Annotated in this window: 7 protein-coding genes; 5 read left to right on the forward strand and 2 right to left on the reverse strand. The window is 61.6% G+C overall.

Going from position 1 to position 12,789, the window contains the following annotated elements:
• Positions 1-20: 20 nt before the first annotated feature.
• Together NXS98_RS17550 and NXS98_RS17555 are read right to left on the reverse strand one after the other, a co-directional pair.
• On the reverse strand, positions 21-2,246 hold the full coding sequence (locus tag NXS98_RS17550; protein ID WP_283846359.1) for a carboxy terminal-processing peptidase: 2,226 nt from the start codon (positions 2,244-2,246) through the stop codon (positions 21-23).
• A 313-nt stretch (positions 2,247-2,559) separates the two neighbouring features.
• A complete protein-coding gene (locus tag NXS98_RS17555; RefSeq protein ID WP_283846360.1) occupies positions 2,560-5,274 on the reverse strand; it encodes a hypothetical protein in 2,715 nt (904 codons plus the stop codon).
• Between the two features lie 181 nt (positions 5,275-5,455).
• On the opposite strand from NXS98_RS17555, the gene NXS98_RS17560 reads away from it, so the two are divergent.
• The 5 genes from NXS98_RS17560 (at position 5,456) to groL (ending at position 12,785) form a co-directional block, all read left to right on the forward strand.
• Positions 5,456-6,634, forward strand: a complete 1,179-nt coding sequence (locus tag NXS98_RS17560; protein WP_283846361.1) for an aminotransferase class I/II-fold pyridoxal phosphate-dependent enzyme — start codon at positions 5,456-5,458, stop codon at positions 6,632-6,634.
• Positions 6,635-6,754: 120 nt separating this feature from the next.
• Positions 6,755-8,419, forward strand: coding sequence for a DNA repair protein RecN (gene recN / locus NXS98_RS17565; RefSeq protein WP_283846362.1), 1,665 nt, complete (start codon positions 6,755-6,757; stop codon positions 8,417-8,419).
• Between the two features lie 290 nt (positions 8,420-8,709).
• Positions 8,710-10,656: a molecular chaperone DnaK gene (dnaK, locus tag NXS98_RS17570; RefSeq protein ID WP_283846363.1), complete on the forward strand. Its 1,947-nt coding sequence runs from the start codon at positions 8,710-8,712 to the stop codon at positions 10,654-10,656.
• A gap of 154 nt (positions 10,657-10,810) precedes the next feature.
• Positions 10,811-11,104 carry a co-chaperone GroES gene (locus tag NXS98_RS17575; RefSeq protein ID WP_283846364.1) on the forward strand — a complete coding sequence of 98 codons (294 nt, stop codon included), beginning with the start codon at positions 10,811-10,813 and terminating at the stop codon, positions 11,102-11,104.
• A 43-nt stretch (positions 11,105-11,147) separates the two neighbouring features.
• On the forward strand, positions 11,148-12,785 hold the full coding sequence (gene groL, locus NXS98_RS17580; RefSeq protein ID WP_283846365.1) for a chaperonin GroEL: 1,638 nt from the start codon (positions 11,148-11,150) through the stop codon (positions 12,783-12,785).
• The last annotated feature ends 4 nt before the right edge of the window (positions 12,786-12,789 follow it).

A 12,789-nucleotide genomic window follows, 5' to 3' on the forward strand; every position in this document is an offset into this window, starting at 1 on the left:
GCGGTGGCCAGGCTGGCGAGTTATTCGCGCCCCGTTTTGCTGGCGATGGCTTTTTCCTTGCCCAGTAAATTGATGAGGTCCAGCAAAATGCGACGGGCTTCGTTGAGATGCGGGTCCACGTTGGGCACGGGCTCATCCTTGTCGGCGTCCGCGTCGTCCTCGCTCACCTCGACCGTGGCGCTGGCGGGGGGCTTGTTGGAAGCTGACGCCAGGAGGTTGGTCACCGCCATTGGCGGAGGCAGGCCGGGCTGGTCGGCCAATTTGAGGGTTAATTCGTACACTTTGTAATCGGGAGCCGGACGGGCCTTGAGTTCTTTTTTGCGGGCGGCGTTCCGTGCTTCCTGGTCGGCGCGCTCCTTGAGCCGTTCCGCTTCGTTCAGGGATACGGTTTTATCCTGTTTGAGCTTGAGGAAGCGGTCGGATTCCTGGCGAATCCAAACGAAGTCGGGGTCTTTGGCGGTGCGCTCCTCGCTGCGGCGGCGCAACTCGGTGAGGTAGGGGCTGACCAGGTTCACGGGGTCAAACTTGGCGGGGGGGATGGTGTCCCAGGACATGGCGCCAGGGATGGATGCCTCGCCCACTTCGGCGTGATTATTGACCGAGGGCAGAATGATGTCGGGGATGATGCCCTTGAGCTGGGTGGAGGAGCCGCTGGCGCGATAGAACTTGCGGATGGTGAATTTGAGCGCGCCGAGCGAATTGGTGGTGCGGGCGAAGCGGTTCAGCTCCTGCACGGTTTGGACGGTCCCCTTGCCGTGGGTGGAGGAATCGCCCACCACCACGGCGCGCCCATAATCTTGCAGAGCGCCGGCAAAAATCTCCGAGGCGGAGGCGCTGAAGCGGCTGGTCAGGATGACCAGGGGACCGTCGTAGGCGACGGCGGGGTCGGTATCCTTGTCCACGGTGATGGTGCCGTCGGGGTCTTTAACCTGGACGACAGGGCCCTCCTTGATGAAGAGGCCGGTGAGGTTGATGGCTTCTTCCAAGGAGCCGCCTCCATTGCGGCGCAAATCCATGATGACGCCGGCGACTTTTTCCTGGGTTAATTTTTTGAGCAGCTTGGCGACGTCGGAGGTGGTGCTTTTGTGGCCGGCGGAACGGTCGGTCATGTCGGCATAGAAGGAGGGCAGGTCAATGACGCCCACGCGGATGCTGGACTGGCCGTTGGCGGCGGGCAGCTCGAAGATTTTGGCCTTGGCTTCGGCGTCCTCCAGCTTGATTTCCTTGCGGACGAGGGTGACTTCTTTGCGGGCGGAGCTGTCGGAGGTGTTGGCGGGAAGGATTACCAGGCGGACGACGGTATCCTTGGGGCCGCGAATCATCTCGACGACCTTGTTAAGTTTCATGTCCACGACGTCCACAAAGTCATTGGTGCCCTGGGCCACCATGACGATGCGGTCCTTGGGCTTGATTTGGCCGGAGCGCTCCGCCGGCCCGCCGGGGCTGAGGGATTGGATGGTGCAATAACCATCCTCCATGCTGAGCACGGCGCCGATGCCAAAGAGCGCCAGCTTCATGTTAATGTTAAAGTTTTCCAGGGTGGACTTGCTCATGTATTCGGAGTGCGGGTCATAGACATGAGCCAGGGAGGAGAGGTAAATCTGCAAGACTTCCTGGGTTTCCAGTTCGCTCAAGGTACGCACCTGCCGGGCGTAGCGGCGCAGGATGGTTTTCTGGATTTCTTCGGGTGATTTTTTGGCAAGCTTTTCATTCAAATACTCCCACCGCAGGCGGGTGCGCCACAGGGCCTGGGCTTCCTGCATGTCCTTGGGGCGTTCGGCTTCGCGGCGGTTGGGGTTGAAGCGTTCCTGGGTGTCAAAAACAAACTTTTCGGTGGCCAGCAGGTTGGTTACATAGAGCGCCTGCTGCACGACGCGGTCCAGAAACCGCGCATAGATGATTTCCGCCGGCATGGAATCGCCCAGCACCTTGGTCAGGTGGTGCAGGGTGCGGCGGTATTTGGAGAATTCCTCGACGTCGGATTGGAGGAACAACATGCGCTGGGGGTCCAGGGCGTCGAGGTAGCGGTCGAGGAATTTGGCGGCGATTTCCTGGTCGAAGGGTTTTTGGGCGTAGTGCATCCGCTCCAGGAGGGTGGCGGTGAGCCGGCAAATGAGCCGGTCATCCGGGCCGGGCAAACGCGGCACGTGATTGGTCTCGGCTTGTCCTAAAACCGAGAGGTCATCGGCAGCCCGGAGGGGACATACCGCCCATAGGAGGCATAACGCCAGTAAGAAACGCTTCATGCTCAAACTTCAGCCTGCCCCGGGCCTCATGGCGGGGGCAGCGCGCTCTAATTTACATGCTATTTATCACAAATGCCAAAAGATTGTCTTGCGTAAAGTGCCGGAAAGAACGCCCTCCTCCATCGCCAGGGGAGTGAAGGGGAGCGGCTGGCGGACCTGCCCGGAACCATGCCTGGCCGATACGGGCAGGGATAGCGATTGGGAGCAGTTGAGCGAGCGCAAGCTGAGCCTCAGGCGGAGAAGTGGTTCTTCCAACCTGTTGGTGGGCGGACAGCCGCTTTGGCTCAGGTGTCCAAGGCTGGCGGTTGAGGGCTCAGGGCATTTCAAGCCGGATGCGCAGGAATTGGACGGGCTGCGCGGTGGCACTGACGGGTGAGCGCAAGAACACGCGCTCCCTGCCGCCGCCCAGGTCGAAAACGGTTTCCACTGGCGCCCCGAGTAGTTGATTGAAGGTGGGTGTTGCAGAAATCTGGGCAGACAGGGTTACCCCTGTGGTTCCCCTTTGCCGCACGAACGAAATGGCTGGAAACTTTTCCGCGCCCACCTGCACGTGGGCGGCTGTGGGCCGGTTGCCGGAGGCGGCATCGGAGGGGTTGCTGCCAAAGTAGTATTCAAAGATGTTGGGGATGCCGTCGCCGTCGGCGTCGGCGCCGGCGGCCTGATGGGCTTGGGCCAGGCCGAATTGGGTGACCCACTCGGCAAAGCCGCCCGTGGAGGCCGGCTGGCTGACACCGGCAAAGAGGCGGTGAGGGCCGCGGGGCTGGGAGGAGGTGGTGAGGTAGAGATAGCCGCGGGGGTCATAGGCCAGGCTGATAACGTTGCCCGAGCCGGTGTTGTTCACAAAAGACAGGTCTTCCTGGCCGTTGGGAAGCAGGCGCAGGTAGCCGGCGTTGTTGTTGGTGCCGTACCGGGAGAAAGTGCCGCCGAAGTAAAGCTTGTTGCTTTCGCCGAGGGCCATGCCGTTGACAAAAGAATTAAATCTGAGGTTGGCGGGATTAAAATTGGTGTCCACGACGCCCTGGGCCGTGAGCATGGTGGGGTAGGCGGTGTTATTGCCCACCAGAGCCAGGATTTTATCGGGCGGCAGGGAGTAGAATTTGGTGGTGCCATCGGTGAGGGGGGCGGTGGGGGCGAAGGCTGGGTCACGGGTCAATGTCGGCGTCAATTTCACCAGCCCGCTGTTTTGGTAAAGTTGGGTGCCTGACCAGGCGGTGAAGGCGCCGTGCACAAAGAGATTGGTGCCGGAGGCTACGGCGACGTTGTAGATGGAAGAATTGGGGCCGTTGGTGAGGAAATTAAAAGCGGTTTCCACCACGCCGGCGTAGTTGATTAACACCAGATACCAGGCGGTGTTGGTGCTGATGCCCGCGTTGGTGACGGCGGTGAAGTCACCCCCCACAAAATAACCGCGGCCCGGCCATTCGGTGACGGTGCGGATGGTGCCGTTGGCGGTCATTTGGTTGAAGGTGGGGTCATTGGCGAGGGTGTCGGGAAGAATGCGCCACAGACGCTGGGGCGAGCCACTGACCAGCAACACGCGGTTGCTGCTGTCCCGCAGGCTGAAGCTGGTAAAAGTGTTCACGCCGCTGACGGTGCGGCTGGCCAGGGTGGCGCCCTCCGGGCTGAGGCGGTAAAACGCGTTGTTATTAAAAACCAGCAGCTCGCCATTGGGCAGCAGTTGCAACTGCCCGCCGAGGTTGAGTGAAGGGTAGGTGATGTCCCTGCGGCCTTCCTCACGCAAAACCACAGTGACATTGGCCACCGTGCTGGTCACCACGCCGCGGCTGCCGGTGACCATGACGCGGTAGCTGCCGCTGTCATTGGTGGCGGCGGGGGCCACGGAATAAACCGCGCTGGTGGCGTCGGGAATATTCACGCCATTTCGCTGCCATTGGTAGGAGAGATTCACGCCGCCCGCCGTCACGGAAAGCGACAGCGGCTGGCCGGCGATGAGGTTGACGTTGGTGGGGGGGTGATGGGCGATTTGGGTGGTGGGGGTGAAATCCATCCCGGCGATGTTCAAGCGATACAGTTTTTGTGGGCCGGGCACATGCAGAAAAAGGTAATCTCCCAGCCGGACGATGCGACTATCCAACACCGTGACGGCCAGGCCATTGGTGGGCAGCGGGTCCCAGGTAAGTCCGTCGGTGGCGGAAAATTTGAGGTTGTCGGCGCCGAAATAGCCCAGACCCGCCGCGGCGAAGAGCAGGTTGCCGTCACCGGAAATGTCGTTGGCCCGGCCGCCTTTGAGGCCGGTATGGGATTTCCAGGTTGCTCCGCTGTCGTCCGAGTAATAAACGAAATCGCCTGGGGCCAGCAGCAGCCGTCCGCGGTGGTAGTAAAGGAAACTGGCGCCGCCTGGGTAGGAGGTCAGGGGTGACCAGGACTGTCCCTGGTTGGTGCTGCGATGGATGGTGGCCAGGGGGCGCAGGAAGAAAGCGGTGCCATTGGCGGCCACCACGGTGCAGGGCAGGCCAATGCCGCCCAGTCCGTTGGTGCGCTGCTGCCAGTCGGCGCCGTTGGTGGAAACCATGGCGCCCCCAATGGCGGCGGCCACGTAATAAGTGCCGGTGGCAGGGTCGTAGGTGATGTCGTCGGCCTGATTGCCCGTGGTGAGGAGAGGAAAGCCGCTGGAGCTTTTCACCCACACGGATTGCCCGGGCGTGAGGCGGTGGAGCGTGGCAAAACCTTCGTTCACCGCGCGGCTGCCGGGGTCCGAGCCCAACCATACGAAGCCGTTGACGTATTTGATGAAACGGTGCCCGATATTGGTCAGTGAGTAGGTGGCATCCTGCACGGTGTTCAAGGGCTGGAAAGTGGCTCCATTATCGGCTGAGACATAGACGCCGGTTGTGCCCAGCACATAAAGCCGCTGGCCGTCGGTGTCCATGGGGCGGTGGTTGCCCATGGACAAGGGGCCGGGGACGTTGGGGGTGATGTCCTGCCAGGTTTGGGCGTGGAGGAGGGTTACGAGGGTGGTGGATAATAAACCAGCGAAAAGAAAGCCCTGCCGTGTACTGCTGACCATAAATAATATTAATGCTTGAGTTAAGCCGGCGAAAAGTAGCGCCAAATATTTTGCTGTCAAAGGGTGCCGGGGGAAGGCCCGCGGTGAAGGGGGTTCAGGCTGGGGCGCGATTTAAGATTGCAGAATTGCGGCCAGTTGTTTCTACTGCGCCCACACCGCCGGAAAGCAGGGCGGTGGGACTATGGCAACCTTTGAAGCACAGCGTTTTGTCGCGAGCCACGTGCGCAGCATACCGCGCTCGGGCATTCGCGATTTTTTTGACATCGTCCAGGGGATGAAGGATGTGATTTCCCTGGGGGTGGGCGAACCGGATTTTGTCACGCCGTGGCACATACGGGAGGCTGCCATTTACGCGCTGGAGAAGGGGCGCACGACGTACACCTCGAATCTGGGGCTGCCGCGCTTGCGCGCCGTGCTGGCGGAGCATCTGGCGGAGCGGTTTGGGGTGAAGTACCAGCCGCAAACGCAAATTCTCATTGCCGTGGGAGTGAGCGAGGCGATGGATTTGGCGCTGCGCGCGCTGGTAAATCCGGGCGATGAGGTCATTTACCATGAGCCTTGTTATGTGAGCTATTCGCCGAGCATCGTTTTGGCGTATGGGGTGCCGGTGGCGGTGTCGTGCCGTCCGGAGGATGGTTTTTCGGTGACAGCGGAGGCCATTGAGCGGGCCATTACGCCGCGCAGCAAGGTGTTAATCCTGAATTTTCCCACCAACCCCACCGGGGGGACGATGACGCGGGAGGAATTGTTGAAGATAGCCGAAGTGGCCTGCCGCCATAATCTGGTGGTGTTGACGGACGAGATTTATTCGGAGCTGACCTTTGAGGGCGAGCACGTCAGCATTGCCGCGCTGCCGGGGATGGAGGAGCGCACGATTTTCCTGCATGGTTTTTCCAAGGCGTATGCGATGACCGGTTTTCGGATTGGTTATGCCTGCGGCCCGGCGGAGTTGATTGAGGCGATGATGAAGATTCATCAGTACTCCATGCTGTGCGCGAGCATCATCAGCCAGGAGGCGGCCATTGAGGCAATTCTGCATGGGCGCGGGGACACCGAGCGGATGCGGGAGCAATACCGCCTGCGGCGGAATGTCATTGTCAAGGCGCTCAACGACATGGGGCTGAGCTGCCATTTGCCGCGGGGTTCGTTTTATGCTTTTCCGTGCATTCGCAGCACGGGCTTGAGCAGCAAGGAGTTTGCCGTGCGCTTGTTGCAGGAGGAAAAGGTGGCATGCGTGCCCGGCGGCGCTTTTGGGCCGACGGGGGAGGGGTTCGTGCGCTGTTGCTTTGCGACGTCCCTGGAGCAGATTGAGGAGGCCATGCGGCGCATGGCGCGGTTTGTGGAGCGCGTGCGGCGGTAAGCTGGAGCCGGTGGAGCGGTCCACTGGCCGCACAGCATGAGGGGGCGCCCGGGCGCCGCTTTACATTTTTTCCTTTTCCAACCGCGGAGTGTCCGCGCACAATCCCGGCGTCATTTCAGGATGCTCACCACGTTGCGCATTAAAAATCTGGCGCTGGTCGAGGAGCTCACCCTCGAGCTGGCGCCCGGGCTGACGGTGATTACTGGCGAGACCGGCGCCGGCAAATCCATGCTCATAGGCGCGCTTAATCTGGTGCTGGGGGAGCGGGCGGACCGCACACTCCTGCGCGCGGGCTGCGAGCAGTGCGTGGTGGAGGCGGTGTTTGAAGTGGGCCAACTGCGCGCCCCCCTCAAGGCATTGCTGGAGGAAAATGGCCTGGAACCTTGTGAAGGCGGGGAACTGCTGCTCAAGCGGGTGTTTACCGCTGCCGGCGCCAACCGCCAGTTCATCAACGGCTCGCCCGCCGCCCTGGCCATACTGGCTGAGCTGGGCCAATGGTTGGTGGACATTCACGGCCCGCATGATCATCAGTCGCTGTTGCATCCGGCCCGGCAGCTTGAATTGCTGGACGCCTTTGGCCGGTTGGAGCCACAGCGGCAGGCGTTTGCCGAGGCTTTGCGGCGCCGCCAGGAGCTGTTGTCGGCCCGGGCGGCGCTCATTGTGGATGAACGCACTTATGCCCAGCGCCTGGATTTGCTGCGCCATCAAGTCCGCGAAATCACCGCTGCCCGCCTGCAGCCTGGCGAAGAGGAAACCCTGGCCGCCGAGCATGCCCGCGCCAGCAATGCCGCCCGCCTGGCCGAGCTGGCCCAGGGGGCGCTGGAGGCGCTGGCGGAGAGCGATGAAGCGGCGCTCTCGCGGCTGGGAGCGGTGGGCCGCGCCTTGCAGGAATTGCAGCGGCTGGATGCCACCGCCGCGCCGCTCGCTGTGGCCCATCAGGAGGCGGTGGAGCGGTTGCAGGAGCTGCAACGGGAGCTGCGGCATTACGCGGACCATCTCGATTTGGACCCGGGGCGGTTGCAGGAGCTGGAGGAGCGGGTCAACCTGCTGCACTCCCTGCGCCGCAAATATGGCGCCACGGTGGAGCAAATCCTCGAGTTTGGCCGGCAGGCCGCGCAGGAGTTGCAACAGCTTGAGCAGCGCGACGTGGAGCTGGAGCGCCTGCAGCGTGAGCTGGCGGAGGTGGAGAAGGCGTTGAAACGCGCCGGGGCGGAGTTGACGCGCCTGCGGCAACAAAGCATTCCCCGCCTGTGCCGGGCGGTGGCGGCTCAGCTCAAGGATTTGGGCTTCAAGGAAAGCCGCCTGGAAGCCACGCTGGCCACTGGGGAGGCCGTGGAGGCGGCGACGTTGAGCGGGCTTGACACGGTGGAGTTTTTATTCGCTCCCAACCCGGGGGAACCGCCGCGGCCGCTGCGGGCCATTGCCTCCAGCGGGGAAATGGCGCGGGTGATGCTGGCCATTAAAACGGTGCTGGCGGAGGAGGACCGGGTGCCGGTGCTGGTTTTTGATGAAGTGGACGCCAATGTGGGTGGCGAGACGGCCCGGGCGGTGGGTGAGAAAATGGCCCATATTGCCCGCCGGCATCAGGTCTTGTGCATTACCCATCTTCCGCAAGTGGCGGCCGCCGCCACGCACCATTACCGGGTAACCAAGGAGACTGTGGGGGGACGCACGGTGACGCGCATCGAACGCCTCGATAAAAAAGGACGCATTGAGGAGTTGACCCGAATGTTGGGCGGGGGGACGGCAGCGCGCCGCCACGCGGAAGAGATGATTCAGCCTTGAAGCGAGCCGACGGGGAGTGGGGAAGCGGAAAAGTTTTCGCATGACGCGGAGGGGCGGGCCGGGTTCACCTGCTTCAATCAAGTCCTTTGGATTTGGAGGAAGAAGAGTGGAAGGGAGAACTGTGCCAAAAAATGCAGGTGAAGCGCCAAATTGACACACTTTAATGGGTTTCAAGGAATGGACAGCCAGCCATTAAATGCTCCAAGTTGTTCATTATCAGCAACATAAAAGAAATTGCGGTGATGGCACCGTGATTGCTTGGGAGAGGGTGGATTTAACATAGGTTGACTATGGCAAAAGTTTTGGGAATTGACTTGGGAACCACCAACTCCTGCATGGCGGTGATGGAAGGCGGGGAGCCGGTGGTTTTGGAAAACAGCGAGGGCAAACGGACGACGCCCTCGGTGGTGGCTTTTACAAAATCGGGCGAGCGTTTGGTGGGCGAGGCGGCCAAGCGGCAGGCGGTCACCAACCCGCGCAATACGATTTTCTCCATCAAGCGCTTCATGGGGCGGAAGTACGACGAGGTGCAGGAAGAAATCAAGCGGGTGCCGTACAAGGTGGTGCGGGCGGCCAACGGCGACGCCCACGTGGAGGTGGAGGTGGAGGGCAAGCCGCGGACGTTCAGCCCGCCGGAGATTTCGGCCATGATTTTGGCCAAGTTGAAAGCGGACGCCGAAATGCGTTTGGGCGAGCCAATCACGCAGGCAGTAATCACGGTGCCGGCGTATTTCAATGACTCGCAGCGGCAGGCCACCAAGGACGCCGGGCGCATTGCCGGCCTGGAGGTATTGCGCATCATCAACGAGCCGACCGCTGCCTCGCTGGCCTACGGTCTGGACAAGAAGAAGGATGAGCGGATTGCGGTGTATGACCTGGGGGGCGGCACGTTTGACATTTCGGTGCTGGAGATTGGGGACGGGGTGTTTGAGGTGAAGGCCACCAATGGCGACACCCACCTGGGCGGTGACGACTGGGACAACCGCATCATGGACTGGGTGCTGGATAATTTCAAACGCGAGCATGGCATAGACCTGCGCAAGCAGCCGGATGCCTTGCAGCGCATCAAAGAAGAGGCGGAGAAGGCCAAGATTGCGTTGTCGAGCGCGCAGGAGTACGAAATCAACCTGCCGTTCATCACCGCCGATGCCTCCGGGCCGAAGCACATCAGCATGAAGCTGACGCGGGCGAAGATGGAGCAGTTGTGTGATGATTTGTTTGAGCGTACGGTGGTGCCGGTGCGCAACTGTTTCAAGGATGCAGGCATCACGCCGGAACAGGTGGATGAGCTGGTGCTGGTGGGGGGCATGACCCGCATGCCGCGGGTGGTGGAGACGGCCCGGCGGCTGGTGAACAAGACTCCGCACCAGGGGGTGAACCCGGACGAGGTGGTGGCGGTGGGCGCGGCCATTCAGGGCGGCGTGCTCAAGGGCGAGGTGAAGGATGTGTTGCTGCTGGATGTGACGCCGCTGTCCCTGGGGATTGAGACCATGGGCAAGGTGTTCACCAAGATGATTGAGCGCAACACCACCATACCCACGCGCAAGAGCGAGATTTTCAGCACGGCTTCGGACAACCAGCCGGCGGTCACCATCCGGGTGGCGCAGGGCGAGCGGCCCATGTTCGACGACAACAAGCTGCTGGGGCAGTTTGACCTGGTGGACATTCCGCCGGCTCCGCGGGGCGTGCCACAGATTGAGGTTACGTTTGACATTGACGCCAACGGCATCCTCAGCGTGAGCGCCAAGGATTTGGGCACCGGCAAACAGCACAGCATCAAAATCACGCCCAGCAGCGGCTTGAACAAGGAAGAGGTGGAGCGCATGCGCCGGGAGGCCGAGCTGCATGCGGAGGAGGACCGCCGCCGGCGCGAGGAGGTGGAGGCGCGCAACGAGGCCGACTCCACCATCTATCGCACGGAAAAAATGTTGCGCGAGCATGGGGACAAGATTCCGGCGGGCGAGAAGGCGAAAATCGAGTCGGCGGTCAATACGTTGAAGGACGCCTTGAAGGGCAAGGACACGGCGGCCATCCGGCAGGCGCTGGAGAAGGTCATCGAGGCCAGCTCCGCGGCGTGGTCGGAGGTGTACAAGACGGCCGGGGCCGAGCGGATGAAGGCCGGGGCGGCGGGCGCCGCGGGCGCGGAAACGCGCGGTGGCGGCGGCAGCGGCAGCGCGAATGAGAAGCCGGGCGAGACCATCATTGACGCCGAAGTGGTGGACGAGAAGAAGAAATAAATTTCGCCCGTTCCACCCGGACGCGCGCGCGGGGTGCAGGGGCAGCGCAGGCCGGGTGGGACGGGCGGCATTCTGATTTCCCCCGCGGGTGCGGTGGGAGTTGTTTCAAGAACCCTGAACAACAAGCAGTCAACCAAAACCGAAAACAAACATTATGGCAGTCAAAGTGAAACCTCTCGGGGACCGTGTTCTGGTGGAACCGGTGGAAGAGAAAGAAGTGAAAAAGGGCGGGATCATCATCCCCGACACCGCCAAGGAAAAACCGATGGAAGCGGTGGTCGTGGCCCTGGGCACCGGCAAAACCGATGACAACGGCAAGAAAATCCCCTTTGAGGTCAAAGTGGGCGATCACGTCCTGACCAGCAAGTATGGCGGGACGGAAATCAAGCTGGACGACAAGGAATACAAGATCCTGAATTCGGACGACATCCTTGCCGTTTTGGAATAACTCCCTGAATCAATCCGAACCTTAACCCGTAAGCAAACCGACTATGGCAGCAAAACAACTTCTGTTTGACGATCAAGCCCGGCAGGCCATCCTCCGGGGTGTCACCAAGCTCTCCAAGGCCGTCACGGCCACGCTCGGCCCCAAGGGCCGCAACGTGGTGCTGGACAAGAAATTTGGCTCGCCCACCGTCACCAAGGACGGTGTGACCGTGGCCAAGGAAATCGAGCTGGAGTGCCCGTTTGAAAACATGGGCGCCCAGATGGTGCGGGAAGTCGCCAGCAAGACCAGCGACACCGCGGGCGACGGCACGACCACGGCGACGATTCTGGCCGAGGCGATTTATCGCGAAGGCCTGAAGTTCGTCACCGCGGGGGGCAACCCCATTGGCATCCAGCGCGGCATTGCCAAGGCTGTGGACGCGGCGGTGCAGCAGCTCGACAAGATTGCCAAGAAGGTGAAGGACAAAGAGGAAATCAAGCAGGTGGCGACGGTATCGGCCAACTGGGACACGGCCATTGGCGAAATCATCGCCGATGCCATGGACAAGGTGGGCAAGGACGGCACCATCACTGTCGAGGAGGCCAAGTCCATCGAAACCACGCTCGAAGTGGTGGAAGGCATGCAGTTTGACAAGGGGTATCTGTCGCCCTACTTCGTGACCAACGCGGAGACCATGGAGTGCAAGCTCGAGGATCCGTACATCCTCGTGTATGAGAAGAAGATCAGCAGCCTGAAGGACCTGTTGCCGCTGTTGGAGAAAGTGGCCAAGGTCGGCAAGCCGCTGTTGATCATCGCGGAGGAAGTGGAAGGTGAAGCGCTGGCCACGCTGGTGGTGAACAAGCTGCGGGGCGTACTCAACGTCTGCGCGGTGAAGGCGCCGGGCTTTGGCGATCGCCGCAAGGCCATGTGCGAGGACATTGCCATCCTGACGGGCGGCAAGTTCATCAGCGAAGACCTGGGCATCAAGCTGGAGAATGTGGAGATCTCCGACCTCGGCCGCGCCAAGAGCGTGGTGGTGGACAAGGAGAACACGACGATTGTGGAAGGCTGCGGCAAGACCGCGGACATCCAGGGCCGGGTGAACCAGATTCGCCGCCAGATCGAGGAGACCACCTCGGACTACGACCGCGAGAAATTGCAGGAGCGCCTGGCCAAGCTGGCCGGTGGCGTGGCCGTCATCAATGTCGGCGCCGCGACCGAGACCGAGATGAAGGAGAAGAAGGCCCGCGTGGAGGACGCGCTGCATGCGACCCGCGCCGCGGTGGAGGAAGGCATCGTGGCCGGTGGTGGCGTGGCGCTCATTCGCTGCCAGGCCGCCATTGCCGCGGTCAAGGGCGACAATGAGGACGAGCAGATTGGCGTGGACATCGTCAAACGCGCCGTCGAGTACCCGCTGCGCGCGCTGGCGGACAACGCCGGGGTGCAGGGCGAAGTGGTGGTCGAGGAAGTCAAGCGCCGCAAGGGTAACGAAGGTTACAACGTGGCCACGGGCGTGTACGAAGACCTCGTGAAGGCGGGGGTGGTGGATCCCAAGAAGGTCACCCGCACCGCGCTGCAGAACGCGGCTTCGATTGCCGGCCTGTTGCTGACCACGGAATGCCTCGTGACCGAGATTCCGGAAAAGGAAAAGAAACCGGCCGGTGGCGGTCATGGCGGCATGGGCGGTGATATGGATTATTAATCCG

Source organism: Fontisphaera persica, from assembly GCF_024832785.1.
GTDB lineage: Bacteria > Verrucomicrobiota > Verrucomicrobiia > Limisphaerales > Fontisphaeraceae > Fontisphaera > Fontisphaera persica.

Coding starts and splice junctions, on each gene's coding strand:
- NXS98_RS17550 (WP_283846359.1), bottom strand. CDS start 2,246: ATGAAGCGTTTCTTACTGGCGTTATGCCTCCTATGGGCGGTATGTCCC.
- NXS98_RS17555 (WP_283846360.1), bottom strand. CDS start 5,274: ATGGTCAGCAGTACACGGCAGGGCTTTCTTTTCGCTGGTTTATTATCC.
- NXS98_RS17575 (WP_283846364.1), top strand. CDS start 10,811: ATGGCAGTCAAAGTGAAACCTCTCGGGGACCGTGTTCTGGTGGAACCG.
- dnaK (WP_283846363.1), top strand. CDS start 8,710: ATGGCAAAAGTTTTGGGAATTGACTTGGGAACCACCAACTCCTGCATG.
- NXS98_RS17560 (WP_283846361.1), top strand. CDS start 5,456: ATGGCAACCTTTGAAGCACAGCGTTTTGTCGCGAGCCACGTGCGCAGC.
- recN (WP_283846362.1), top strand. CDS start 6,755: ATGCTCACCACGTTGCGCATTAAAAATCTGGCGCTGGTCGAGGAGCTC.
- groL (WP_283846365.1), top strand. CDS start 11,148: ATGGCAGCAAAACAACTTCTGTTTGACGATCAAGCCCGGCAGGCCATC.